Origin of the sequence: Rhizobium sp. RU33A (assembly GCF_900156055.1) — a bacterium.
Classification (GTDB): domain Bacteria; phylum Pseudomonadota; class Alphaproteobacteria; order Rhizobiales; family Rhizobiaceae; genus Allorhizobium.
In genome coordinates this window covers 135498-159980 of the sequence record NZ_FTMQ01000002.1, presented here as the reverse complement: position 1 = coordinate 159980, position 24483 = coordinate 135498, and the positions used below count along the sequence as shown (strand labels likewise).

Sequence of the window (24483 nt, the reverse complement as noted above, 5' to 3'; positions counted from 1 at the left end):
AGCAAGACCATGCCCAGTCTGCGCCAATACACAGCCACACTGCTTCTGCCCTCCGCCTTCTTCGGCTACGCGCTCTATGCGAATTCAGCCCTGCTGACGACTGCGGCCTCGCCGGCAGCCCAGGCCTCGGAGGCCAGGAACCTCTCGCTTTCCTATGTCATGGACGGCGAAGCGACACGCGATCTCGATACGCTATACAAGAACGAGCTGCCGCATCGCGCGGCGTCCGTTGGCCTCTTCGGCAATGCACGTTACGCACTTCTCGGTGCGGGCCGAAAGGGTGTCATCGTCGGCGACGATGGATGGTTCTTCACCGCCGAAGAATTCAAGACGGTATCGACCAGGGACCTAGACGACGCCGTCCAGCGCATCGTGGAAGTCCAACGAGAGCTCGAGGCCCGGGGCATCCATTTGGTGCTCGCGCCGCTCCCGGCAAAGTCCGACCTTTATGCCGAAGACGTGCCCTCGCTCGTCCGCAGCCCCGCGATGGCCGATGCCTACAGCGACTTTTCGACCGCTCTTCAGAAGCAGGGGATCATCGTCGCCGATACCCGCGCGGCAATGCTGACGGCAAAGCCCTTCGGCGACATTTTCCTGAAGTCGGACACGCACTGGTCGCCGGCCGGCGCAAAGGCCGCAGCGGAAGCAATCCAGTCGAGCCTCCAGATGAGCGGCGTCGATCTGGCCCCTCAGGAGCTGACGGCGCAGTGGCAGACCCCGGTCAGCCTGTGGGGCGATCTCACCAAGTTCGTCACCTCTCCAGACTATGCACCAACGGTCGGACTGGCGGAGGAAAGCGTGCCGATCTACCGGACGCGGGTCAGTGAGGCGGCAAACGGCGCCGACATCTTCGGCGACGATTCCTCTGTCCCGGTCATGCTGGTCGGCACCAGCTACAGTGCCAACGAGAACTGGTCATTTGCCGACTTCCTCCGCGAAACGCTGCAAGCCGACGTCGTGAACGTGGCGAAGGAAGGCCTCGGCCCCGGCGTTCCGATGATGGACCTGCTTGCCAGTTCCACGCTCGACGAAGCCGCCCCGACCGTCGTCGTCTGGGAGTTCCCAATCCGCTATCTCGGCACCAAGACGCTTTGGCAGCGTGACGGTGAGACCAAGACGGAGGGCGGCAATGTCTGATCGTCTCGTCCGCCTGCTCTGCTCGGCCCTGGTCGGGCTGCCTCTGATGGCGGCCTCACCCGCCCATGCGGTCAAGCCCTTCTTCCCGCGCAACCCGCCCGAAGCCGCCGAACCCGCCAAGCCGGCGAAGCAAAAAACGATGGGCCCCGCCTCGCACCTGCCCCTCGCCTTGCAGGAGGCACGCAAACGGCTGCTGGCCGGCAAGCGGGTTTCCTACCGGGAGCTTCAGGCGCTCGCCGATGCCAAGGACGGGATCGGCGCCTTCAAGCTAGCAGAGCGGATCCAGAAACAGGGCGACCCGAAGCTTGCAACCGACGCGCTGCACTACTTCGCCATCGCCGCCTACCACGATCGCGGCTACGCGGTGCGGCACATGATGGACATCCTCGGCAACGACAGCCTGGAGCTTAACCCTGCCCATGTCGAAAGCGCAGAGGCGGCCCTTCGGCGCGAGGCACGCAAAGGAAACGACCAGGCGGTCGAGGGTCTCATCAGGCTCTACAGCGAGGGCCGGCGCTTCGGCGACAAGCGCGACGAACTGGAATCCCTGCTCGCCTCCGGCAAGGGCAAGAAAAGCGGCGACACGGCCTTCAAGCTCGCCGTGCTTCTCCTCTCCGATCGCGACCGCACGCCTGAAAAGACCGAGCAAGCCAGTCGATTTCTGACGATCGCCAAAGAGAACGGCAGCATCGGGATGAAAGCGGCAGCCAGCAACCTTCTGGCCCAGCTCGAGCCGAAGTCCAGTGAAACAAACATGGAGGTTATGCCATGACCCGAGTTCGCAAGACACGCATACTCGCCGGCACCGCACTTGCGGCCGTCATCGTGGCGTCCGGCCATCACGCCCAGGCCGAAATGCCGGAGAGGGATGCTGCCTCGGGCTACGGATGCCGCAGCCTGGAGGAAATCGCCGAGCTTCAGATGATCGAAGGACAGGATGGGATGTTCTTCCGCATCCTCGCCGATCTGCGCCTTCAGCACGCTTTCACCGATCAGACCGTCGATCATCTTGCCGCCATGGCGAAAGCCCTGGAGAAGAATGGCACGACCCTGATCTATGTGCCGCTTCCAACCAAGTCGCAGGTTCTTCCGGAACTCGTGCCGGAACGCGCCTCCCTTTATGGCTTTGATGCCGGCATCGCGACGGAAATCTACGACGATGTCGTTCGCCGCCTGAACGACAAGGGCGTCGCTGCCGTCGACATCGCCACGCCGATGCGGAAGAACAACCGTAACAGTTTCGGCGAGTATTCCTTCTTCCAGGCAGACTTCCACTGGACGGCCCATGGCGCTGACGTCGCAGCCAAAGCGATCGGCGACCGGCTGAAGGCGTTGCCGGCCTATGCCGACGTGACCCCGGTCCGCTTCGACATGCGGGACGTTCCACCGCCGGAGGAATTCTCGAGCATGCGCGAAATGCTGCAGAAGCACTGCATCTCGCATGTCCCGACCGTGACAGCACACACCTACGAGGCTGTGCGCGTCGAGGACGACGCAGCCGATTCAGGGGCCATGGATATCTTCGGCAGCGGTGATGAGACCACCATTGCCCTGATCGGCACCAGTTACTCCGACAAGCCGATCAGCAACTTCTCTGGCTATCTGGAGCACTGGAGCAGCATCCCAGTCGAAAACTACTCAATCTCGGGCGGCAACCAGTTCGGCTCGATTCTCTCCTACATCACCTCCCGCGAATTCCAGGAGCGGCGTCCTCGTTTCCTGATCTGGGAGAACCCGATCTACAACAATCTCGGTCAGTATGGCGCAGCCCCCTGGGCGGAGATCGTCGCCGCCTCGCTGGGCGATTGCAGCCCAGCCATTCCCGCCAATGCCAGCGGAGAGAACGCGGTAGAAGCCGATCTTTCAACGACGAAGCTCAGCAACGACGATGTCATCCTTGCCGATATCGGCAGTGACGTCAGCCGCAAGGCAACCTTCACGCTCACCGGCGCCGACGGCACTGTGCGCACCCGCTCCATCGAACGCGGTGACCGACTGCGCTCCACCGGTCGCTATTTCTTTTCGCTCGGCGGCTTCCCCGAAGGTTCGATCGAGAAAGTGGCCGTCAGTTTCGACGCCCCGGTCGACGACACCACCACCCTATCCATCTGCAAAACCAATACTGGAGAACAGTCATGATGACCAAGGTCCCCACCCGCTTCGCCCTCGCTTCCTTCGCGGCCACCCTCGCGCTGTCGACTGCGGCTTTCGCCGACGACGGCGGGCTCTATGAAAAGCCGCTCGATCCCAACTCCGCCTTCGTCCGGGTGATTGCACCGGGCGCGACGACGGCATCCGTGCAGAACAGCGCATTCAACCAGCTTGAAGAGGGGGTCTCGCCCTATGTGGCCGTCGCCCCGGGAGACATTCCTGTCTCCTCCAGCTTTGGCGAAGGCAGCGTCAAGGCGAGCGCCGGCAAGTTCTACTCCGTCGTCGTCACAAACGCGGGTGCCACGACCGTCGTCGACGACATGACCAAGAACCCGTCCAAGGCGACGCTTTCGCTCTACAACCTCACCGAAAAGGCCGCGATCGATCTCTTCGTGCCCCAGGCAGGCGCAGAAGCCGTTTCGGATGTCGATAGCGGCGGCTCGAAATCCGTGGCCCTCAGAGCACCGCTTGCCGTCGATCTGGTCGTTCGCGAAGGCGACAAGGATCTCGCCAAGCTCGACAAGGTCGAATTCAAGCGGCTCGCCGGTGTGACCATCGTGGTCACCGGCGAAGGCGATCAGGTCGACGCAGTCGCCGTTCCCAGCACCATAGCCCGATAATTATTGAAGACAGGTTCCGGAGGTTTATCATGACGATTGCAAGAATGGCGAAATCGCTGCTGATGGCAGGCGTGATGACGATGGCCGCCGGAACCCCGGGGCGCACGGCCGCCATCGACGTCCGGTTCGCACCGCCGGACGTCGAACTGCCGAAGCAGGCGGTCTGCGCACCACGCGTCCGCGACGAAGACATGATCGCCGAATGGACGGCCTGGGACCAGAAGGCCCTGCCCAAGCGAGCGACCTTCGCGATCACCCGCGACATGAACCGCATGCGCGATCTCGATGCGCGCAGGTTCGAACCCATCATCACCCGCATCCAGGCGCTGATGCCGACGGTCAAGAAGAACTACGACGAAACCGACGCCCTGTTCGATCGTGTCAAACTCATGTTGGCCAAGGGTGAAGGCGACAAGGTGCGCGACGAGGGCCTGGTGCAGAAGCTCATCGACGCCGGCTCCCACCCGGCAGGCTCGCTCAACACACTCGCCGACTATCTGATCGAGGGCCGTGGTATCGCCCAGGACAAGCAGGCCGGTCTGAAGATGAAGGTGCAGTCGGCCTATGGCGGCAATGCCGATGCGATCCTCGATCTCGCCCGCATGACCGAAGAGGGCCAGACCGTCGACGGCTGGGACATCGAGCCGGACCTTGCCGTCAACATGGCCTTCGGCTCGCTGGTCGGTGTGCTGGACGAAGGCATCTGCGACCGCATCAGCCGCGTGGCCCGCGAGTATGACGATGGCGAAGTGGTGGTAAAGGACCCGCAGCTGAGCATGGCCTGGTATCGCTTCGCCGCCGATCTCGGCGACACGGCCGCAGCCTGGGAAGTCGCGGAATTGAACCTGCTCAGCGAGAAGATCGTCAAGGACAACAACGTACTTCTCAAATACCTGGAGAAGGCAGCCGACGGCGGCAACATGGCCGCTATCCTGGAAATGGGCCGCCTCTATGCCGAGGGGGCCCTCGTGCCGCGCGACAGAAAGAAGGCCTTCGACTATTTCAAGCAGGCGGAAGCCGCCGGAAACCAGGCCGGCATCATCAAGCAGGCGCAACTGCTCGAGCAGACCAAGGACCGGTCACCGGAAGATGCGGCTGCCTATGAAGATCTCCTGCGGCGGCTGATCGCCCGCAACGATCCGCCGCCATGGGCCTTCACTCGTCTCGCGCGTGTCATCCAGGCCCGCGACGGCATCTGGAAATCGGCAGCGGAGGTCAAACCGCTCCTGGAAGAGGCCGTCAAACTTGGCGACATCGAGGGGGGCATCGACCTGGCAGAGCTTCTCATGCGGGAAGACCTGTCGCCCGAGACTATAGCCCGGTCGACCGACCTTTTGTCCGGCGCCATCCACATCAATGGCGAAATCAATGCCATTGCCAAGCTGCAGCGCGTTTACCTCTGCATGGATCCGGCCGGCCCCGACATTGAGGCGTCCAGATACTGGTCGAATATCGAAGCTGGCGCTGGCAACAAGACCCTCAACCTTGCACCCGAACAGATCGACAAGCTGCCGGAACTGAAGGATCCGATGGTCATTGCGGCCATCCAGACCCAGGCGCTTTATGGCCGAGCCAGCGCACTGGCGCTTTACCAGCGCTACCTGAAGGGCGCGGGCTACTCCGACCAGGTGCTCAAGTTCTGGGCGGAGCGTGCGGAAGTTCGGCGCGGTGCCACCGTCGAAGCCGCACTCCTCGAGTTCAAGCAGAACCTGGAGAAGGGCCGCATCAACGATGCCAAGCGCAGCATCCAGATGACTGGCGAAGGCATGACCGTCGATGCCGGCCTGAGCTTTGCCCGCTTCCTCGTCAACAATTACGCGACCGATCCGGAAAGCGTCGCCCTTGCCAGGGAGATCCTGACGCCGCTGGCTGAGACCGGGTCGGGCCGGGCCGTCGGGCTGCTAAAGGACCTGGAGGGTTCCGACACGCAGACCAGTTCCTCTCCACTAGAGCGTTTTGGTGAGGTGATGCGCGACCGCGGCGACATGTCAGCGCAACTGCTGCTGGCCGAAAACGCGACCTCGGAAGAGGACCAGGCACGCCTGTATCGCCAGGCCATTAGCACGCAGCGCTGCGACTACGACGACACGATGGCTCTTGCCGAGTTCTCCATCCGGCATCAGCGCCAGGATGCCGAGCGTTGGCTCGCGATCGCAAGCCACATTGCTGGCGACGACGCCTGGCGCAAGGTCAAGATCGCCGATGTCTACATGGCGCTCAACCAGCCGAAGACCCGGGAACGGGCGCTTGACCTGTACCAGGAAGCGCGTCTCGGCGGCGAACCGGCCGCCTTCTACCGCCTCGTCAAATACTATGCCGACGACGCGACCGAGAGCTACGCCCCAGAGAAGGCGAGCGACATCTTTGTCGACCTCGTGGAAAGCTCTGACATCAAGGACGTGCCCGAAAAACTCCTCATGCTGGCCAACATGAAGCCGGATATCCGGCGTCAGGTGTCGCAGCGTATCGACGTACGCGGGCTCTATCAGCAGGCGGCTGAAAACGGCCAGCCCGTTGCCATGCGGGAAGTGGCGAAACTCCTGCGCAGCGATGCGAAGGACAGCACATCAATCCTCGCCGCCTTCATCTGGCTGAAGAAGGCGGCAGAGGCTGGCGATGCGGAGGCAATGTTCCTTCTGTCGCAATCCTACGCCTACGGGCTGGGCACGCGCCCGGCTCTCGACGACGCACAAACCTGGATGGCACGCGCGGCAGAAGCCGGGCATCCCGCAGCCACCCAGGTCCTGAAGCTCAACAACGCAGGAACGGAGGGCTGACCATTGGCCGATCTCACCCATTGGACACTGAACCGCCATATCGCAGCCTCGCTGCTCGCAATCACAACCGCCATGGCGACGGCACCAGCGGCGCAGGCCGCCGACGAGACCTGCTTCAAGACGCCCACGCCGGTCATGAGTCTCGGCTTCGGCAGTCGCTATGAGGCCGATTCCAAAAGTCGCTCCGACATCGATGAAGAGTCCGATGCGGCGGTGACCAAGGCACTGAAGCCGATAGACCAGTTCATCCAGAACCTCGCCAAGATCGTTTCAAAGGCACAAACCGAGAAGGACATCGCAACAAGGCGCGCTTACCATCGCTGCGTCGTGGATTCCGTTTACGCCTGGGCGAAAGCGGATGCTCTCAACGACATGCGCACATTCAACGCCAAACTGTCGGTACCAGCACGGATCGGCGGCCTCGCCATCCTCTTTGCCGAAAGCCGTGACCAGGTTCCGGGGCTCCATGACCGGGAACGCACAGTGGAGAAGTGGTTGCAGAAGCGCGCACAGGAGATCGTCTACTTCTTCGAAAACGAAGCGACCAAGGGGGCAGCCCGCAACAACCTGCGCGCCTGGGCCAGCATGGCTGTCGGCGAGGTCGGGGTGCTCAACCGGGACCGCGGCCTTGTCGAATGGTCGATCCTCAGCAACAACACAATGATTACCAATGCGGCGACCGATGGCAGTCTGCCGTTAGAAATGAACCGACAACGCTATGCCTTGCACTATCAATTGCATGCCATGACGCCGCTGGTCGCCTCCGTCGCAAGGCTCTGCGAGGCAGGCTACGGCAAGGGCGGTGCAGATCTCGAGAAACTGCGGACCATGGCGCACTTTTCGGTCAAGGCCGTGAAGGATCCGAAGATCGTGCAGAAGATCAATGGCAAGAGCCAGACGGTGAAACCGGGGCTGAAGAACAACCTCACGTCATTGGCCTGGCTCGAGCCCTATGTGGCGCTCACCAACGATCTGGACATGGAGAAGGAATTCGCTTCGCTGAGACCGCTTTCGAACTCGAAGCTGGGGGGAAACCAGACGAATCTCTACGACGATCAACGGATCAGTTGCACCATCACGGTACAGAACTGACCAGGATCAGTCCGAGGACAGCCGGATACGGTGACCGATCAGGGGCTGCTCGCTTCGGGCAGCTCCTGCCACGGCGGAGTCTGCTCCACGGTCCATCTGCCAGTCCTGGATTTCGAGCTGGACGAGCGAGCGGACGGCGTCGAGCGAACGCTCGCGGCCATGAGTACCAGCCAGCGCTTCGCCCAGGCGGCCCAGAAGGTCTTCGGTCGGATTATGCGGGGACTGCGTCACCTTGGTGCTCCTCTGACGACATCCTGCTACAAACATGGGCATTGCGGAAGTCGTTCGCCATCAAAGCTGGCCCCAAACACTTAAAAAAGTCGCAATTCCTCGTGAGCGGCGCCCCAAGCACGCCGCTTTCGAACAGAATGGCAAACAAAGTGTGATGGTCAGTCAGCGGCGGCCGGAAGGCTCAGGGGGCGTTGCGCCCCCGGAGTTGGATCAGGCTGCCATGCCCCAGGCGGACGGATCGTCATCGCCGAACATGCGCTCGAGGCTGAGGAAGCAGATCATGCTCTTGTCATGGGCGATGATGCCATCGGAGAAGGCCGCACTCGGGCCGGTCGCAGCCGGAAGAGGCTGCAGCGTGCTGCCGGACACGGTCAGAATGTCGGACACGCCGTCGACCAACAGACCGACGGTCATGCCGTTGACTTCGGTGACAACAACGGCACTGCGCTCCGTCGCCTGGGCGGCCGGCATGCCGAGCTTGACGGCGAGATCGACGATCGGGATGACCGTTCCGCGAAGGTTCATGACGCCGAGAACTTCATAGGGCGAGTGCGGGATGGGCGTAACGGGAGCCCAGCCGCGGATTTCGCGGATCGATGTCGTCTTGACGCAGAACTCCTGTTGATGAAGCCGGAAAGCGATGATCTCGAGGGCATCGGCGGCGTTCGACGTGGTATTCATCTGCGATTTCCTCCTGCTGCAAGCCTGCGTCGGCTGGCACCGTGTCACGATGTTGGTTCACCGGGGATCCCGGCGGCAGAGGCCTGCCCTGCACTCCAAATCAATTTAGCCCACCAGTAATTAAAGAATATCTAAATCAATCGGGAGAATGCACAGCTGGTGCCGCGGACATGGCCGTCACCGGGCGAGCATGGTGAAATGCGCCATCTGTCCGGCACTCCACCAGGAAAACTCTCGCAGCAGCGATGGCTCGACCGCGCCGATGCGACCACCGTGAAGACTGAGCCTCCCCGGGGTCGTCGCGATCGCCAGCACATTTCCAACATGCTGGCGAGAGACCTGAAACCGCTGTGACAGAGCATCGTAGGTGAGCGCGAGCGGCCAGTCTTCACCCAGCGCGCCGGCCAGGTGGGCGCCCATGACGGCACAGAGCATGAGATATCCGCTGTCGCGACCGGTGAAGTCGACGACCGTCTCGAAGGGCGTGAACAGGACATCCATGGACTGGAACGCCACAGTCGATCGACCTATGAGGCGGCATACACGGGATACATCGGCGTCGAGCGCCTCTCGCAGCGTGTGATGTTCGAGCAGGGCGGACGCGGAAATGAAGGTGAGAGGGGAGCGGGCGATCTCCATCACGAGGGGCGGCGTGGGCCGCAACCTGATCTCTCGCCTGTCTCGCGCATTCTGTTCTGCCACGACGTAGCCACCCGCCCGAAGGCCAGAGACGAGATCGCTGACCTGGCGAGCGCTGCCGGGCACCAGCGTCTGCAGCAGGGTCATGGTCGGTGGGGGGCCCGTGCCCTCATCAAAACGTGCCGACAACCCGATCAGCATATAGCAGGTGATGTAGCGCATCTTCTGCGCAAAGATCTTGTTGGCCGGCCAGCGGAAAGCACTGGCCTCCACCATGTTCCGGCAATAGGCGAACACAGCCCTGTCGAAGCCAGGATGGGCGAGATAGGTGCTCGCCAACTGCCAAACGGGTTCCCCCAGGTGCTTCTCGACACCCGGGTGGACGACCAATCGGTCCCGATCAAGTTTGGCACGCAATTGATCCATGGGCGCAACTCCAGATCAGAGTTGCGCATAGGAGGCCAATTTGCAGGCGACGTCGATTGGTAAATCTAGTAGTCAACCCTAATCAACGAAGACCTTAAGGCTCAGTATGACGCCTCGCTCTGATTTAGGGAACGCGTTTGGCAAGATCATAGGCTGCGGCGCATCGCTGGCCGGATGCGCAATAAGCGAGGATCGGCCCCGACTGCCGGCTGATGATCGCTTTCAGCTCGCGCGCCTGATCAAAGGATATGGAGCTTGGGACGACCGGAAGATAATGCGCGTCGAGCCCGACCTGATGCGCAGCGCTTTCGATTTCGTCGAAGGCCGGCTGGGAGAAACCTTCCCTGTCTGGGCGCATGCAGATCACGGTCTTGAACCCGAGTTCGGCAATCGCCTGCAACTGCTGTGGCTTGATCTGGGCGGTGACATGGAAACTTGGATCGATGCTGCGGATGCTCATGACAAGTCCTTCGTGCGGGCGCTGAGCTTCATACTCCGTCATCGCAATACATTACATTTTTCATATATAATAGTTATCTCGTCGCGTGTCAACACTTGCCAGTCCGAATTTCTCATATATATTCGTATCTATGAAGATTGATCCTGAACAGATGAAGGCTGGTGCCGATATGGCCAGCGAACTGCTCAAGTCGCTATCCAATCGATACCGACTGCTGATTCTCTGCCGGCTTGCCGACGGCGAGCACTCCGTCGGTCAGCTTGCCGAATTCCTCGGGATCCGCGACAGCACCGTGTCGCAGCATCTGGCGTTGTTGCGCCGGGAGAAGATCATCATGGGGCGGCGCGACGGCCAGACCATCTGGTACCGGATCGAGAGCGAACCGGCGCGCGCCATCATCGGCACTCTGTACGACAGCTTCTGCAAAACATCCGACTGCACCGCCTGACGCGGCAGCCGACACCGTCATCCATTCTGCGGATGACGGGTTGACACAGACTTACCTAATATATACGTATCATCGTAGATATGTATCTTAAGGAGAAAAACATGTCGATTGATCGCGCCGTTCTCGTCTTTGCAGGCTTCATGATCCTGCTTTCCCTTCTGCTGACATACTTCGTGCATCCGGGCTTCGTCTGGTTCACCGCCTTCATCGGCGTGAACATGATACAGTCGGCCTTCACCGGCTTCTGCCCGGCGGCCACGATCTTCCGCAAGCTGGGGCTGCGCTCCGGCACAGCATTCTGAGGAACAAGTCATGCCGAAATCCGCCTTCATCGCCCTGTTTGCGGCTGCGACAGCCATGGGACTGACCGTCAGCCATGCCGCTGATCTCAAACTCGAAGCCGTTGACATCACAGAGATGAAGGCGGTCTACGGCCAGATCCAGCCACGCAACAGCGTACTGGCCCGTGCAAGGCTGGGCGGCACCCTCGTCCAGCTGAATGTCACCGAAGGCGACATCGTCAAGGCTGGCGATGTGATCGCCGAGGTGAAGGACGACAAGATCGACTTCCAGATCAAGGCCGTCGATGCCCAGCTTCTGGGCCTGAACGCTTCCCTGCGGGATGCTGAGGTCGAACTGGATCGTGCTGACCGGCTGGTGCGCAGTGGCGCCACCAGCACACAGAGCCTCGATCAGCTTAAGACCCAGCTGGACGTCATGACCAACCAGGTACGCCAGGCAGAAGCTCAGCGCTCCGTACTCGTCCAGCAGGCGTTGGAAGGCGCAGTGCTCGCCCCATCTGAAGGGCGTATCATCGCTGTTCCCGTGACCCGCGATGCCGTCGTCATGGCGGGCGAGACGGTTGCGACCATCGCTGGTGGCGGTTTCTTCCTGCGGCTCGCGATCCCCGAGCGTCATGCGCAGGACCTCACACAAGGGGCACCGATCCGCATCGAGGCCAGCGGCACGACGCTCGAAGGCGAACTGGTCAAGATCTATCCGCAGATCGAAGGCGGCCGGGTAACAGCCGATGTCGAGGTCAACGGGCTCGATACCCATTTCGTCGCGGCAAGGGTTTTGGTGGAACTGCCGATCGGCAAACGCCCCGCACTGGTGGTGCCGGCAGCCTCACTGTCGAACCGATCAGGCGTCAACTTCGTCGCTGTGCGCGAAAACGACCAGATCGTTGAGCGCGCCGTGGTCGCTGGCGAAACCCTGGAGATCGGCGGAGTGACACAGGTCGAAATACTCTCAGGCCTCGCGGCCGGCGATATCGTGGTGACAGAATGAGCACTCCCGTCGACAACTCCCCCAATCCTCCAGGGCCGGATGACGATACGCCAATGACCAATCTGGGCATTGCCGGCCATTTGACGCACGCCTTCATCAAGTCGCCGCTGACACCGCTCTTCCTGATCGCCGCCTTCGCCTTCGGTCTTGTGGCCCTGCTCTCACTCCCGCGTGAGGAAGAGCCACAGATCTCCGTGCCCATGGTCGACATCATCGTCCAGGCCCCGGGCCTGCGCGCCGACGATGCGCAGAAGCTGATCACCGAACCGCTGGAAACCATCGTTAAGAGCATCAACGGCGTCGAGCACATCTACTCCCAGTCCATGGACAACATGGTCATGGTCACCGCCCGCTTCCTGGTCGGCACCTCCTCGGATGCCGCGGTGCTGCGCGTCCACGACAAGGTGCGCGCCAACATCGACCGCATCCCGGTCGGCATCGCCGAGCCGAAGGTGGTGGGCCGTGGCATCGATGACGTTGCGATCGTCACCCTCACTTTCTCCCCGACGAAAGACGCGAGCGGCCATGTGGGCGCAAACGACCTGACCCGCATCGTCCGCGAAGTCCGCAACGAGATCGCCAAGGTCGAAAATGTTGGCCTCACCTATGTCGTCGGCGAAACCAACGAGATCATCCGCATCTCTCCACAGCCGGAAAGGCTCGCCCTTTACGGCATTACCCTGCAACAGCTTGCCGGCAAGGTCGGCGGCGCAAATACCGCCATGCCGGCCTCTCAGGTCCGCGAAAACGGCCTCCAGATCGACGTAATCGCAGGCGAGACCCTGTCCACACCGGCCGAGATCGACAACCTGTTGCTGACAGCTCGCGATGGCCGCCCCGTCTACGTCCGCGATGTCGCGACCATCGACTTTGCCACCGACACCAGCGAAGCCCTCGTTTCCACCCTGCGCAAGGACGGCGACACAGTCGAACGCGTGCCCTCTGTCACGCTTGCCATCGCCAAGCGCGCCGGCTCCAACGCGGTCGTGGTCGCCGAAGCGATCCTCGCGCGCGTCGAAGCCCTGGAAGGCAAGCTGATCCCTGAGGACATCCGTGTCGAGATCACCCGCGACTACGGCGAAACCGCGAATGAAAAGGCGAACGAACTCCTCTACCACTTGGGCCTCGCGACCGTTTCGATCATCGCGCTGGTCTGGCTGGCGATCGGCAGGCGCGAAGCGCTGGTCGTGGCGATCGTCATTCCCGTGACGATCCTGCTCACCCTCTTCGCTTCCTGGCTGATGGGCTACACGCTAAATCGGGTGTCGCTCTTCGCGCTCATCTTCTCGATCGGCATTCTCGTCGACGACGCCATCGTCGTCATCGAGAATATCGCCCGCCACTGGGGCATGGGCGACAAGCGCTCGCGCCGTCGCAGCGCCATCGAGGCGGTCGCCGAGGTCGGCAATCCGACGATCGTCGCGACACTGACCGTCGTCGCCGCCCTCCTGCCGATGCTCTTCGTCTCCGGCATGATGGGCCCATACATGAGCCCGATCCCGGCCAATGCCTCGGCCGCGATGATCTTCTCCTTCTTCGTCGCCGTCATGGTCACCCCCTGGCTGATGCTGAAGATTGCCGGCAACGCACCCGTGCACACCCATGCCGATCACGAGACCGGCGGCATACTGGGCCGGATGTACGCGGCGACTGCCCGCCCCATCCTTGCAACAAAGACCCGCAGCTGGGTCTTCCTGATCCTCGTAGGCGTACTGACGCTCGGATCGCTGAGCCTCTTCTACACCAAGCATGTCACGGTGAAGCTGCTTCCCTTCGACAACAAGTCGGAGCTGCAGGTGACGATCGACCTGCCGGAAGGGTCATCCGTCGAGGCGACCGATGCCGTAGCCCAGGCCGTGGGGCGCACCGTGCTCAATATGCCGGAAGTCGTGTCCGTCCAAACGCATGCAGGAACAGCAGCCCCCTTCAACTTCAACGGTCTCGTCCGCCACGCCTATATGCGTGCCGCTTCCTATCAGGGTGACGTGGCCATCAACCTGACGCCCAAGGCAGAGCGTGATCGCACGAGCCACGACATTGCGCTTGATATCCGCCGGAAGATTTCGGGCATTGCCATGCCCGAGGGCACCAGCCTCAAGGTCGTCGAGCCACCACCGGGACCGCCGGTCATGGCAACTCTGCTCGCCGAGATCTATGGCCCGACGCCGGAGATCCGGCGCGCCGTGGCCGAAAAGGTCGAGGCAGCCTTCCGCTCAGTGCCCTTCATCGTCGACGTCGACAACTCCTATGGCGTGGAAGCACCGCGCAAGCGGCTGGTCATCTCGACCGACGACGCGGAATTCTACCGTGTCGAGGAAGGCGATGTCTTCGACACCATCGCGATCCTCGCGAACGGCAAGACCATCGGCTACTCGCATCGCGGCGAAGGCCGTCCGCCGATCCCGATCCGGCTGGAACGCGCCAAGAGTGAGAAGGTGATCGACGAGCGTTTCCTCTCGACGCCGATGCCGGCCAACGTCCTGCCCGGCGACAAGGGTGTCGTCGAACTCGGCGATGTCGTGCGCGTCATCGACGAGAAGACCACGCTGCCGATCTTCCGCCACAACGGCATCAATGCAGAAATGGTGACGGCGGAACTCGCCGGAGACTTCGAAGCGCCCCTTTATGGCATGCTGGCCGTGCAGGAAGCGATCGATGCGCAGGACTGGGCGGGCCTTCCCAAGCCGGTGATCTCGCTCAACGGCCAGCCGACCAACGAGGATCGGGCAACGCTTCTCTGGGATGGCGAATGGGAAGTCACCTGGGTGACCTTCCGCGACATGGGCGCCGCCTTCATGATCGCGCTGCTGGGCATCTACATCCTCGTCGTCGCCCAGTTCGGTTCGTTCAAGGTGCCGCTGGTGATCCTCACACCCGTGCCGCTGACCTTCATCGGTATCCTGGGCGGCCACTGGCTCTTCGGCGCGCCCTTCTCCGCCACCTCGATGATCGGCTTCATCGCGCTTGCCGGCATCATCGTCCGCAACTCGATCCTGCTGGTGGATTTCATCCGCCACGCCGATCACACCGGGAAAACGCTGACCGATGTCCTGATCGAAGCCGGGTCGATCCGGTTCAAGCCGATCCTCCTGACGGCGATTGCCGCGATCATCGGTGCGGCCGTTATCCTGACGGACCCGATCTTCCAGGGTCTGGCAATCTCGCTGCTCTTCGGCCTGATCTCGTCGACCCTGCTGACGGTTTTGGTGATCCCCGCAATCTACCGGGTGCTACGCACCTGAAAGGACTGAGCTGAGGAGATATGGCCGCGCCGCAAGCGCGGCCATTTTCATTTGGACAGAAGATTCTCGACATACCCCCTTCAAAGCGACATTAAAAAGTGTAAACTAAATTTTACACTCAAGCTGAGGCGGGACCCATGGCCCAACCGTTCCCATTCGCCGCCATCGTCGCCCAGGAGGACATGAAGAAGGCCCTCCTGATGGCGGCCGTCGAGCCTCTGCTCGGCGGCGTGCTGATCTTTGGCGATCGCGGCACGGGAAAATCCACGGCAGTCCGCGCCCTGACGGAGCTGCTGCCACCGATCGAAACGCGCGACGGTTGCCGCTACAACTGCCTTCCGGCAGAGCCGCAACCCGCCTGCACCATCTGCAATCCCTCGAGCGGCCTGAAGCCACCTGCTGTCGTCAAGCACCGCGCACCGATGATCGATCTTCCTCTGGGCGCAACGGAAGATCGTGTCTGCGGCTCGCTCGACATCGAAAAGGCCCTGGTCGCCGGGGAAAAGCACTTCGAGCCCGGGCTCCTGGCCGCCGCCAACCGCGGCTTCCTCTACATTGATGAGATCAACCTGCTGGAGGACCATCTGGTCGACCTCCTCCTCGATGCAGCAGCCTCTGGCGTCAACGTCGTGGAGCGCGAAGGCCTGAGCATCCGTCACGCGGCACGCTTCGTCCTTGTGGGCAGCGGCAATCCGGAAGAGGGAGATCTCAGACCGCAATTGCTCGATCGCTTCGGTCTTTCCGTCGACGTCCGCACCATCGACGATCTCGACCAACGCATCGAGGTGATCCGTCGTCGTGATACCTACGAGACGGATCCGCGCGGTTTCATCAAGCTCTGGTCCAAGCGCGACGCGGCGATCGGTCGCCGGGTCATCGCCGCGCGAGAAATTCTCCGTCAGGTGGAGATCCCTGATCATGTGGTGAGGCGCATGTCGCAGCTCTGTTTGCGTCTCGGGATCGACGGCATGCGCGGCGAACTGACCCTGATGCGCGCAAGTCGCGCCGCGGCCGCGCTTTCGGCGCGCCTGCTGGTCACCTGGGACGATGTCGCGGATATCGCACCCATGGTGCTTTGCCACCGCCTGCGCCGCGACCCACTTGACGATGCCGGGTCTGCACCCCGCATCGAGCGCGCTCTGGCGTCGATCGACGACACCGGCAAAGACCGTCACGCCCATGGCTGAACTTGGTTCCCACGACGCCTATGAGAAGGCCCTTGACGACAGGGGCGCGGAACTGTGGGCGGATGCGCGGCTGGCGATCGAGCTACTTGGCCTGGGAGGCGCCAGCCTTGGCGGCGTCTGGCTCAAGGCCCGGTCTGGTGGCGTACGCGATCACGTCATTTCCCTCCTGCAGGAACGCCTCGGGATCGGCTTTGTCCGCCTGCCACCCGGCACATCTGCGGCCAATCTCTCAGGCGGCGTCGATCTCGCGGCAACCGCTGCCACAGGAAGCCTCGTCCGGCAACAGGGTCTTCTGGCTCGGGCCGAAGGCGGCGGACTGATGGTTCCCATGGCGGAGCGCCTCGATCCGTCGCTCGCGGCTATGGTCGCCCGCGCAATGGATCAACCTCGAGAGAGCGGCTTTTTGCTGGTCGCCCTCGACGAATCCCTCGATGATGAAGCCCCGCTTTCCAGCGGACTGGCCGATCACCTCGCGCTGCGCATCGATCTCGACGGCATCGGCTGGCATCACGTGAGCGCCCTGGAGTCAGAGCCGGCACGACCGTGGAACTCGCTGACCAATTGGCAGGATGTGACGATCAATGATCGACTGCTGAAAGGCCTTGGCACCCTCTCGCAGATGGCCGACCATGGCTCGACACGCATATTGGCGCATCTCGCACGCACGGCACGACTTCTGGCGTGTCGCGAGGACCGCACGGCAGTTGAGGAGCGCGACGCGCTGACAGCCCTTCGCCTGTGCCTTGGTCTGCGACTGACGCCTCAGGCTGAGGCGCCCGCCGAGCAGCCGGAGGATCCATCGACAGATGCTCATCCGAAACACGACGAAGAACCGATCGGCCCCTCGGATTCGACAGACCCGGCCGATCAGGATCAAGACAGCAATACCGACAAGCCGACACAGCTCGACGCGCTGACGGAAATGCTGGCGGCCATCAAGGCAGGTGCGCTATCGGCAGATCCCTGGCTCACCATCGCCCAGCGCCCCAGCCGCAATGCGGGTGGGGCGGGTAAATCTGGTGACCTGCACAAGAACACCCGGCGGGGCCGGCCTTTCGGCATCGGGCTGGCGCCGCCCCATCCGGAGGCCCGGCCCGACATCATCGCGACCCTGCGCGCAGCAGCGCCCTTTCAGCGTATCCGCGCGGCCCAACGTCAGGCTCTGGGTGTGGCGAACCCACTTTCTTCGACAGGGACCACGGCGCCGCGCGCCTATGTCAGCCGCGATGACTTCCGGTATCTGCGTCTGCGCCATGCAGCCCCATCCACGGCAATCTTTGTCGTCGACGCCTCCGGTTCCACCGCACTGGAACGCCTCGGCGAAACCAAGGGCGCGATCGAACAGCTTCTGGCGCGCTGTTATGTCCGCCGCGACGAAGTAGCCTTGATCGCCTTCAGGGGCACAAGCGCCGAGCTGCTTCTGCCACCGACCCGGTCGCTCACTGCCGCGAAACGCAAACTCGCCGCCCTTCCCGGCGGCGGGCCAACGCCGCTTGCCGCGGGGCTGAAAGCCGGCCTTGAGCTGGCGCTCTCCGTCGAGCGACGCGGCAGCAGCCCTGTGCTTGTTCTGCTGACCGATGGCAGCGGCAACATCGCCCTTGACGGCACCCCTGACCGGGCCCTGGCCGCCGAAGAACTCTCGCGTCTTGCCCGAACCTGCAAATCCAGGGACTTGAAGACGATCTGCATCGACATTGCACGCCGCCCCCGCGAAAGCGTGACCACTCTTGCAAGCATGCTCGGCGCCGACTTGCACATCTTGCGAAAAGCCGATGCCGGTCATGTGTCGCAGCTTGTGGACCGTTCGATGCAGGAGGCGCGCGCATGACACTCGGGCGCGATCGACTGAACTGGGAAACGGACGGCCGCAACTGGCCGAACCGCAGCGCAAGCCAGTTCGTGAAGACCAACGCTTGTGACTGGCATGTCCAGATCGCGGGGCCGGACACCGCACCGATGATCCTGCTGCTGCACGGCACAGGCGCGTCCTCCCATTCCTGGCGGCATCTCCTGCCGCTGCTCAGCACGCGCTTCCGCGTCGTGGCGCCTGACCTCCCAGGCCACGGCTTCACCCGTCCGCGCGGACCAACGGACCTCTCGCTTCCCGGCATGGTGCGGGCACTCACGGAACTGCTCTCCGGGCTCGATCGCTGCCCCGCCGTCATTCTTGGACATTCGGCAGGTGCGGCCATCGCCGTCACGCTGGCGGCCAGCAAGGCCTCTGCCGTGCCGCGCCATGTCATCGGCATCAATGGCGCCTACCTGCCGATCCGTGGCAACGCACTGTTTTCGCCGCTGGCCAAGGCGCTCTTCGCCAACCCCTTTTCCGCCTCGATGTTTTCCCTGATGTCACGGGCGACCCCGCTCGGCGGCAATCTGCTGACCGCGACCGGCTCACCGATCGATGAGGAAGGGCGCGCGATCTACCGCATGTTGCTCGCCTCCCCCGCCCATGTTCGAGGCGCGCTCGGCATGATGGCCGCCTGGGACCTGTCCCGCTTTGACGCCACCTTGCAGCGCCTGCCCTTTCCTATGACGCTCATCGCCGCCAAGGACGACCCCATGGTACCGATCGAAAACTCCAGCCACGCAGCGCGACAGGCTCCTGGGAGCCGGCTCGTGCTGACCGACACGGGCGGACACCTTCTGCATGAATGCCGGCCCGCCGACATCGTGCGGTGGCTGGACGAGGCCATCGGAAACGAAAGACCGAACGGAGCGGACGCAGCATGAATGTCGCCAGCCGTTTTCCCAGACACAGACCCAAACCCGTCGACAACCGACCGCATGCCGTCGTGATCGGTGCGGGTGTCGGAGGTCTCGCGACCGGTGCCCTGCTCGGTGCCAAAGGTTATCGCGTCACGATTATAGATCCGCTGGACGAACCCGGTGGACGGGCCTATGCCCATCGCCAAGACGGTTTCACCTTCGACGCCGGGCCGACCATCATCACCGCCCCCTGGCTTTTCGAAAAGCTCTGGCATGACTGCGGTGGTCGCCTGAGTGACGATGTCGAACTCCGGCCAAACACCCCCTTTTACCGAGTGCGCTTCGACGACGGTACGGTCTTCGACTATTCCGGCGACCGCGCGGCGATGGAAACGCAGATCGCGAGGATCGAGCCCAGGGATGTCGCGGGCTATCGCAGTTTTCTCGAAGAGAGCCGGCGGATCTATGAAGTTGCGTTCGAGCAACTGGCGCACAAACCCTTCCACAGCCTGCTGTTCACGGCAAAGACGCTTGCCGGTCTGGTGCGCCTGGGCGGCTATCGCTCCGTCTATTCGGTCGTCTCGAAGCATTTCAAGAACGACAAGCTGCGCACCCTCTTCTCCTTCCATCCGCTGCTGATCGGCGGCAATCCCTTCTCGGCCACCTCTTTCTACTGCCTGATCGCCCATCTCGAGAGCAAATACGGCGTGCACCATGCCATCGGCGGCACCAATGCGCTGGTGCGCGGCATCGCATCGCTCGTCACCCGCAATGGCGGACAGATACGGCTGAATGAAACAGTGACCGAAATCGAGACGGAGGGGCGTCGGGCAACGGCCGTACGCCTGGCATCCGGCGAGCGGATCGCTGCCGACATTGTCATCTCGAATGCTGATCCCGCCACCACCTATGGCACGCTCCTGAAGCACCATCCCCGGAAACGCTGGACCGATGCCAAGCTCAAACGTGGCGACTATTCGATGAGCCTCTTCGTCTGGTACTTCGGCACGAACCGCCGCTATGACGATGTCCTGCATCACACGATGATCTTCGGCCCGCGCTATCGCGGACTTCTAGACGACATCTTCCGGAACCACCGCCTCGCAGACGATTTCAGCCTCTACCTGCATCGACCGACGGCCAGCGATCCCTCTCTGGCTCCGCCCGGGGGGGATGCCTTCTACGTCTTGAGCCCGGTGCCGAACCTTCAAAGCGGGACCGACTGGAACGAGGCAGCCGAAATCTACCGGCGCAAGATCGAAGAACGGCTCGAGGAAACCATGCTGCCCGGTCTTTCAGAGAGCATCGTCTCCTCGCGAATTGCGACCCCGCTCGACTTCCGGGACAAGCTTCTCTCCTGGCAGGGGGCCGCCTTCGCGCTTGAACCCAAGCTCTTTCAGAGCGCCTGGTTCCGCCCCCACAACAAGAGCGAGGAACTCGACAATCTCTTCCTCTGCGGTGCCGGCACCCATCCCGGTGCAGGTCTGCCCGGTGTCGTGTCGTCGGCGCGCATCGTCGCCGATCTGGTGCCGGATCCGGCGACCCTGCCTGCCGGCAATTGGGAAGGAAATGGAAGAGGATCTGCACAATGACAGACACACACACGTCCTACTCCGAAGCCCATCTGGCACGTCCGGCGATCCGTCGACCAATTCTCTTGAACTATGGCTTTTCAGGCGATTTCGAGGATCAAAGAGCCTGTTCGGCCGCCATTCGCCGGGGGTCGAAATCCTTTCACCTCGCCTCTCTGCTTCTGCCAGGACCGACCCGCGAGGCCGCGCGAGCGCTCTATGCCTTCTGCCGGCATTCCGACGACCTGATCGATGATCCACGCAGCGGCATGCCAGCCCTCCAGCGCCTGCGCGAGCGACTGGACCTGATCTATGCCGGTGACCCGGCGCCCTTTGCCTGCGACCGTGCCTTCGCACGGGTGGTGCATGACCATGCCATCGCCAAGCCGGTCGTCGAAGCCCTGCTCGACGGCTTCGCCATGGATCTCGACGGACGGCGCCACGCGACCATCGACGACGTAAAGGCCTATGCAACCTGTGTTGCTGCAAGCGTCGGGCTGATGATGGCATCGGTGATGGGCGTCAGCGACAGGGCAGCACTTGCCCGCGCGGCTGATCTCGGGATCGCGATGCAACTGACCAACATCGCCCGCGATGTCGGAGAAGACGCGCGAAACGGAAGACTCTATCTGCCGCTCGACTGGCTGGAAGAACAGGGTATCGACGTCGCGGCCTTCCTCAAAAATCCGCAATTCACCCCCGCGCTCGGCCTGGTGGTCAGGCGGCTGCTCGACGAGGCTGCCCGCCATTACCGGCTCGGCCATGCCGGCATCCGAAGCTTGCCGAAACCCTGTCGTCACGCGATCCGCACAGCCGCCTTGGTCTATGAGGCGATCGGCCAGGGCATCGCGGACAATGGGTATGACAGCGTCAACCATCGCGCGACGACAGGGCTCAGCACCAAGTTCGGCCTGCTGCTGAAGGCACGCTACGACGACAGCCGCTGGACAGCGACGGCTGTGCGCGACCTTCATGCAAGCACCGAGCCCGTAGCGCGCGCGCTGGTGACACTGAGTGGCCTCTTGCGGGAGACGTCACCAACGCAACGCTCCGACACGCCAGCCTCTGATGGAGAGACCGCAGTGGGACGGGTGACGGACATTCTGCTGAGGCTGCATGCTGACGCTCGACTTGAGACGCTGAGACGCCGAGAGGCCGCGCGAGAAAAGGCGGCGAGCCTTGCTTGAGCATTATTTCGGCATCATCGAAGCCATCTTCATCTTCAGCCTGGCAATCGCCTTCTACGTCTGGCAGATGCGCGATCTGAAGAAGGCGAAGCTCGAAGCGGAAGCCCGCGAGCGGCAAGCGAGCCAGCCTCTTACGGACGAGCCGAAAACCGACTAGGCGCGGCGCGGCATGCGAAACGGAAGCATCAGCCTGACGACCGGATTTGCCAGTCGGCGACAATCGAGCGTCTCGTGCATCATTTCGACCGGATCCCCGGCGATCATCGTTTCGACCAGCGAACGCCGGTAAAACGGCGTGTCTTCGAGCGCGCTTTTCAAGACGGGAGTTGGACCACCGTCGCAGGCGATACCGCCGCCAACGCCCCAGAACCCGCGCTTCAGAAGTTTTCGGGGCGGGGGGTCGAAGTCCGCTATCGCACCGTCACGACCACAGACGAGCCCAAAACGACTGTTTGTCCCGTCGGCAAGCACGGAATCGTAGAGGATCACCGTACGGCCATCGCCCGTATTGCCCCTGGCCCAGTCCCAGCCGGAAAAATCCGTCTCAAGCGGACGGGCGCCATTGTTCATGTCGTGATAGCCCGTGCCCGTCCATCCACCATCGGGCAGCGCATCGCAGGCGACGGTGACGCGCCCATTGGGGGCGACCGGCTGCCAGGTATGAAACCCGTCGGGATCGAGACCATAGGCCAGCGCACCGAGAAAATCCGGCGCTAGCCGGATTTCGCCACGCATGCGTTTTGGCAGCAAACGCTGTCCGGGCCAGGGCAGAAAGATCTCGTTAAAGCTGATCACGAAACCTGAACCATCGTAGCGGAACGAACTATTGCCGATCGCCAGGGAGTGCTTGTCACGATTGAGCCGGGTCTTGCCACGCTCGGTCATCGCCCAGGCATGACCTTGCGGCCCATAGAGTGCAACATTGAAAGCGATATGCTCTTCCGGATCACGCCGGCCCGACCAGTGATAATAGGGCGAAAACACGGAGCCGATGAAGGCGATCACCGTGAAGGCGAAATGTCCGCAGTCGCTCGTTCCGTCTGCATACCACCAGTGATAGCCGCTAGGTGCGACCGCCGGGTCAAAGGCCGGTCCGCCATCAACCGTTCGGCCGCGAGCTTGCCGGACAGCGCCGCCATCGGCAGCCCCGGCCCCGGATGTACGCTGCCCCCCGCCAGATAAAGTCCCGGCAACGGCCCCTCCGATCCCGGCCGGGCGAAGGATGCCATCCACCCGTGTGATGCCATCCCGTATAGCGCACCCCCCGTTCCCGGATAGAGGCTCGCAAAGCGATCCGGCGTGGTGATACTCGCCGAGCCCTGCTGGTTCGAGAGCGTCAGACCGTTCAGTGACAGTCGCCGTTCCATGCTCTTCAGACATGCATTGACCTCGCTTTCATCGAACCGGTGACGATCGCCATCCGCCGGGAGGTTCATCAGGGCATAGATGCGCTCCTGCCCGATACCGCCGGCCTGCGGGCGACCGGTCGCATCGCGGTCCTGAGCGCAGAGATAGACGGTCGGATCGGAAGGCGCCTCGCGCCGTTTAAAGATCGCCTCGAACTCGCGCTCGTACTCGTCGGAAAAGAACACCGTATGATGCGCAATCTCGACACCTTTGGGCTCGGCGACGCTGCAGGACACAAGGGCTGACAGAGACCGTTGTGCCCGGCTGCGAGCTGGGTCCGGAGGCGCGGCGCCGATCAGCCGGGGCAGCGCGGCGACATCTCCGTTATAGACGATCTGTCGAGCCTCGACCTTTCGGCCACTGCGGGTGACCAAACCGGACACGGCCCGACGCGAGGGATCGATGAGGATCTCGCTGACGGGATCGCCATAGCGAAACTCAACGCCGAGCTCGACAGCCAGCGCTTCGAGACGCATGGCAAGCGCCCTGATCCCGCCCTCGACGGTCCAGACACCCTCCTGCTCGACATGCGCGACCAGCATCAGCGTCGCTGGGGACAGATAGGGCGAGGAGCCGCAATAAGTGGCATAGCGGCCGAAAAGCTGGCGAAGGCGCGCATCGGAAAAATAGCTGCCAAGCGCCGACCAGAGCGTCGAGAACGGCTTGATCGCGAGCAGATCAGCCGGCCGACCGAGCCCGATGCGACGAGACAGGGAAACCGGATTGGGTCTGGTGGCGTCGATGAAACTGTCTTTCAACACCTCGAACGTCCGTCGGCTGTCGGCGGCGAAGCGTCGATATCCCTCGGCCTCGCGCCGTCCGGCAAAGTCTCCGATGGCCCTGATCGTTTCGTCCTGGTCGACATGCAGATCGAGACAGCCCCCGCCCCGCCAGTAATGGCGCGCGATCACGGTGGATGGGACCAGCTTGAGGTCATCGTCCATCCTGCGCCCTGCAGCGGCAAAAAGCGCCTCGAAGACCCATTTCATCGTCAAGACCGTCGGGCCCGCATCGAAGCCTTTGCCGTCGACTTCGACACGACGCATCTTACCGCCGGCCTCGGTTTGCGCCTCGCAGACGACGACGCGATATCCGGCAGCTGCGGTTCGAATGGCAGCCGAGAGCCCAGCCATGCCGGCACCGATCACCAGCACGGTATCGTCTGTCGAAACAGGCACCTTCGTCTCCTGTGGCCAGTTGACTTACGGACTTAATGTGTCAATCTTGA

General features: G+C 62.6%; 22 protein-coding genes. 16 read left to right on the top strand and 6 right to left on the bottom strand.

Features of this window, described 5'->3' with window-relative positions; genetic code table 11:
* The first annotated feature begins 9 nt into the window (after window positions 1–9).
* Genes BW978_RS06740 through BW978_RS06715 form a run of 6 tightly spaced genes read left to right on the top strand, consistent with a single transcriptional unit; the run spans window position 10 to window position 7777 of the window.
* A complete protein-coding gene (locus tag BW978_RS06740) occupies window positions 10–1137 on the top strand; it encodes an alginate O-acetyltransferase (RefSeq protein ID WP_076393495.1) in 1128 nt (375 codons plus the stop codon).
* 46 nt (window positions 1138–1183) lie between these two features.
* A complete protein-coding gene (locus tag BW978_RS06735; RefSeq protein WP_244551912.1) occupies window positions 1184–1909 on the top strand; it encodes a hypothetical protein in 726 nt (241 codons plus the stop codon).
* The gene (locus tag BW978_RS06730) at window positions 1906–3276 is read left to right on the top strand and encodes an alginate O-acetyltransferase AlgX-related protein (RefSeq protein ID WP_076393491.1); all 1371 of its coding nucleotides are present in this window, start codon (window positions 1906–1908) and stop codon (window positions 3274–3276) included. Before BW978_RS06735 ends, BW978_RS06730 begins: the two co-directional genes overlap by 4 nt.
* Window positions 3273–3908 (top strand): alginate O-acetyltransferase AlgF, encoded by a 636-nt coding sequence (locus BW978_RS06725; protein ID WP_076393490.1) that lies wholly within the window; start codon window positions 3273–3275, stop codon window positions 3906–3908. The genes BW978_RS06730 and BW978_RS06725 overlap by 4 nt, the downstream gene beginning before the upstream one ends.
* A 29-nt stretch (window positions 3909–3937) precedes the next feature.
* Window positions 3938–6685: a tetratricopeptide repeat protein gene (locus tag BW978_RS06720; protein ID WP_244551911.1), complete on the top strand. Its 2748-nt coding sequence runs from the start codon at window positions 3938–3940 to the stop codon at window positions 6683–6685.
* Window positions 6686–6688: 3 nt separating this feature from the next.
* Window positions 6689–7777 (top strand): alginate lyase family protein, encoded by a 1089-nt coding sequence (locus BW978_RS06715; protein WP_076393489.1) that lies wholly within the window; start codon window positions 6689–6691, stop codon window positions 7775–7777.
* A 6-nt stretch (window positions 7778–7783) separates the two neighbouring features.
* On the opposite strand, the gene BW978_RS06710 is transcribed toward BW978_RS06715, so the two are convergent.
* From BW978_RS06710 to BW978_RS06695, 4 genes are all read right to left on the bottom strand, one after another.
* Window positions 7784–8008, bottom strand: a complete 225-nt coding sequence (locus BW978_RS06710; protein WP_076393488.1) for a hypothetical protein — start codon at window positions 8006–8008, stop codon at window positions 7784–7786.
* Window positions 8009–8218: 210 nt separating this feature from the next.
* Window positions 8219–8689, bottom strand: a complete 471-nt coding sequence (locus BW978_RS06705; protein ID WP_076393487.1) for a chemotaxis protein CheW — start codon at window positions 8687–8689, stop codon at window positions 8219–8221.
* Window positions 8690–8866: 177 nt separating this feature from the next.
* Entirely contained in the window at window positions 8867–9754 is an 888-nt protein-coding gene (locus BW978_RS06700) for a hypothetical protein (protein WP_076393486.1), read from the bottom strand.
* A 124-nt stretch (window positions 9755–9878) separates the two neighbouring features.
* Window positions 9879–10214, bottom strand: a complete 336-nt coding sequence (locus BW978_RS06695) for a protein tyrosine phosphatase family protein (RefSeq protein ID WP_076393485.1) — start codon at window positions 10212–10214, stop codon at window positions 9879–9881.
* 130 nt (window positions 10215–10344) lie between these two features.
* Here BW978_RS06695 and BW978_RS06690 point away from each other — a divergent pair, with 130 nt between their 5' ends.
* The 10 genes from BW978_RS06690 to BW978_RS23515 all read left to right on the top strand — a co-directional run bounded on the left by BW978_RS06690 (window position 10345) and on the right by BW978_RS23515 (window position 22005).
* Entirely contained in the window at window positions 10345–10662 is a 318-nt protein-coding gene (locus BW978_RS06690) for an ArsR/SmtB family transcription factor (RefSeq protein ID WP_139330376.1), read from the top strand.
* A 101-nt stretch (window positions 10663–10763) separates the two neighbouring features.
* The gene (locus BW978_RS06685; RefSeq protein ID WP_076393484.1) at window positions 10764–10964 is read left to right on the top strand and encodes a YgaP family membrane protein; all 201 of its coding nucleotides are present in this window, start codon (window positions 10764–10766) and stop codon (window positions 10962–10964) included.
* A 10-nt stretch (window positions 10965–10974) separates the two neighbouring features.
* A complete protein-coding gene (locus BW978_RS06680; RefSeq protein ID WP_083697524.1) occupies window positions 10975–11952 on the top strand; it encodes an efflux RND transporter periplasmic adaptor subunit in 978 nt (325 codons plus the stop codon).
* Window positions 11953–12005: 53 nt separating this feature from the next.
* Window positions 12006–15194, top strand: coding sequence for an efflux RND transporter permease subunit (locus BW978_RS06675; RefSeq protein ID WP_076393483.1), 3189 nt, complete (start codon window positions 12006–12008; stop codon window positions 15192–15194).
* 137 nt (window positions 15195–15331) lie between these two features.
* On the top strand, window positions 15332–16381 hold the full coding sequence (gene bchI, locus BW978_RS06670; protein ID WP_076393482.1) for a magnesium chelatase ATPase subunit I: 1050 nt from the start codon (window positions 15332–15334) through the stop codon (window positions 16379–16381).
* Complete coding sequence (locus BW978_RS06665) at window positions 16374–18209, top strand: VWA domain-containing protein (protein ID WP_076393480.1); 1836 nt, start codon at window positions 16374–16376, stop codon at window positions 18207–18209. Before bchI ends, BW978_RS06665 begins: the two co-directional genes overlap by 8 nt.
* Window positions 18206–19114 carry an alpha/beta fold hydrolase BchO gene (bchO, locus tag BW978_RS06660; RefSeq protein WP_076393478.1) on the top strand — a complete coding sequence of 303 codons (909 nt, stop codon included), beginning with the start codon at window positions 18206–18208 and terminating at the stop codon, window positions 19112–19114. The genes BW978_RS06665 and bchO overlap by 4 nt, the downstream gene beginning before the upstream one ends.
* Window positions 19111–20682, top strand: coding sequence for a phytoene desaturase (locus BW978_RS06655; RefSeq protein WP_076393476.1), 1572 nt, complete (start codon window positions 19111–19113; stop codon window positions 20680–20682). Before bchO ends, BW978_RS06655 begins: the two co-directional genes overlap by 4 nt.
* Window positions 20679–21848, top strand: coding sequence for a phytoene/squalene synthase family protein (locus BW978_RS06650; protein WP_076393474.1), 1170 nt, complete (start codon window positions 20679–20681; stop codon window positions 21846–21848). Before BW978_RS06655 ends, BW978_RS06650 begins: the two co-directional genes overlap by 4 nt.
* Entirely contained in the window at window positions 21841–22005 is a 165-nt protein-coding gene (locus BW978_RS23515) for a hypothetical protein (RefSeq protein ID WP_175616854.1), read from the top strand. Before BW978_RS06650 ends, BW978_RS23515 begins: the two co-directional genes overlap by 8 nt.
* On the opposite strand, the gene BW978_RS06645 is transcribed toward BW978_RS23515, so the two are convergent.
* Together BW978_RS06645 and crtD are read right to left on the bottom strand one after the other, a co-directional pair.
* Complete coding sequence (locus BW978_RS06645; RefSeq protein WP_076393471.1) at window positions 22002–22853, bottom strand: carotenoid 1,2-hydratase; 852 nt, start codon at window positions 22851–22853, stop codon at window positions 22002–22004. The two genes, BW978_RS23515 and BW978_RS06645, sit on opposite strands and share 4 nt — an antisense overlap.
* A complete protein-coding gene (crtD, locus tag BW978_RS06640) occupies window positions 22850–24433 on the bottom strand; it encodes a 1-hydroxycarotenoid 3,4-desaturase CrtD (protein WP_076393469.1) in 1584 nt (527 codons plus the stop codon). The genes BW978_RS06645 and crtD overlap by 4 nt, the downstream gene beginning before the upstream one ends.
* Window positions 24434–24483: the final 50 nt, after the last annotated feature.

Excerpts from the sequence above, each read along its gene's own strand:
- BW978_RS06705 (WP_076393487.1), bottom strand. The coding sequence starts at position 8,689 with ATGAATACCACGTCGAACGCCGCCGATGCCCTCGAGATCATCGCTTTC.
- BW978_RS06685 (WP_076393484.1), top strand. The coding sequence starts at position 10,764 with ATGTCGATTGATCGCGCCGTTCTCGTCTTTGCAGGCTTCATGATCCTG.
- BW978_RS06650 (WP_076393474.1), top strand. The coding sequence starts at position 20,679 with ATGACAGACACACACACGTCCTACTCCGAAGCCCATCTGGCACGTCCG.
- BW978_RS06730 (WP_076393491.1), top strand. The coding sequence starts at position 1,906 with ATGACCCGAGTTCGCAAGACACGCATACTCGCCGGCACCGCACTTGCG.
- BW978_RS06700 (WP_076393486.1), bottom strand. The coding sequence starts at position 9,754 with ATGGATCAATTGCGTGCCAAACTTGATCGGGACCGATTGGTCGTCCAC.
- BW978_RS06655 (WP_076393476.1), top strand. The coding sequence starts at position 19,111 with ATGAATGTCGCCAGCCGTTTTCCCAGACACAGACCCAAACCCGTCGAC.
- BW978_RS06695 (WP_076393485.1), bottom strand. The coding sequence starts at position 10,214 with ATGAGCATCCGCAGCATCGATCCAAGTTTCCATGTCACCGCCCAGATC.
- BW978_RS06675 (WP_076393483.1), top strand. The coding sequence starts at position 12,006 with ATGACCAATCTGGGCATTGCCGGCCATTTGACGCACGCCTTCATCAAG.
- BW978_RS06665 (WP_076393480.1), top strand. The coding sequence starts at position 16,374 with ATGGCTGAACTTGGTTCCCACGACGCCTATGAGAAGGCCCTTGACGAC.
- BW978_RS06725 (WP_076393490.1), top strand. The coding sequence starts at position 3,273 with ATGATGACCAAGGTCCCCACCCGCTTCGCCCTCGCTTCCTTCGCGGCC.
- BW978_RS06735 (WP_244551912.1), top strand. The coding sequence starts at position 1,184 with ATGGCGGCCTCACCCGCCCATGCGGTCAAGCCCTTCTTCCCGCGCAAC.
- bchO (WP_076393478.1), top strand. The coding sequence starts at position 18,206 with ATGACACTCGGGCGCGATCGACTGAACTGGGAAACGGACGGCCGCAAC.
- BW978_RS06680 (WP_083697524.1), top strand. The coding sequence starts at position 10,975 with ATGCCGAAATCCGCCTTCATCGCCCTGTTTGCGGCTGCGACAGCCATG.
- BW978_RS06720 (WP_244551911.1), top strand. The coding sequence starts at position 3,938 with ATGACGATTGCAAGAATGGCGAAATCGCTGCTGATGGCAGGCGTGATG.
- BW978_RS06690 (WP_139330376.1), top strand. The coding sequence starts at position 10,345 with ATGAAGATTGATCCTGAACAGATGAAGGCTGGTGCCGATATGGCCAGC.
- BW978_RS06740 (WP_076393495.1), top strand. The coding sequence starts at position 10 with ATGCCCAGTCTGCGCCAATACACAGCCACACTGCTTCTGCCCTCCGCC.
- bchI (WP_076393482.1), top strand. The coding sequence starts at position 15,332 with ATGGCCCAACCGTTCCCATTCGCCGCCATCGTCGCCCAGGAGGACATG.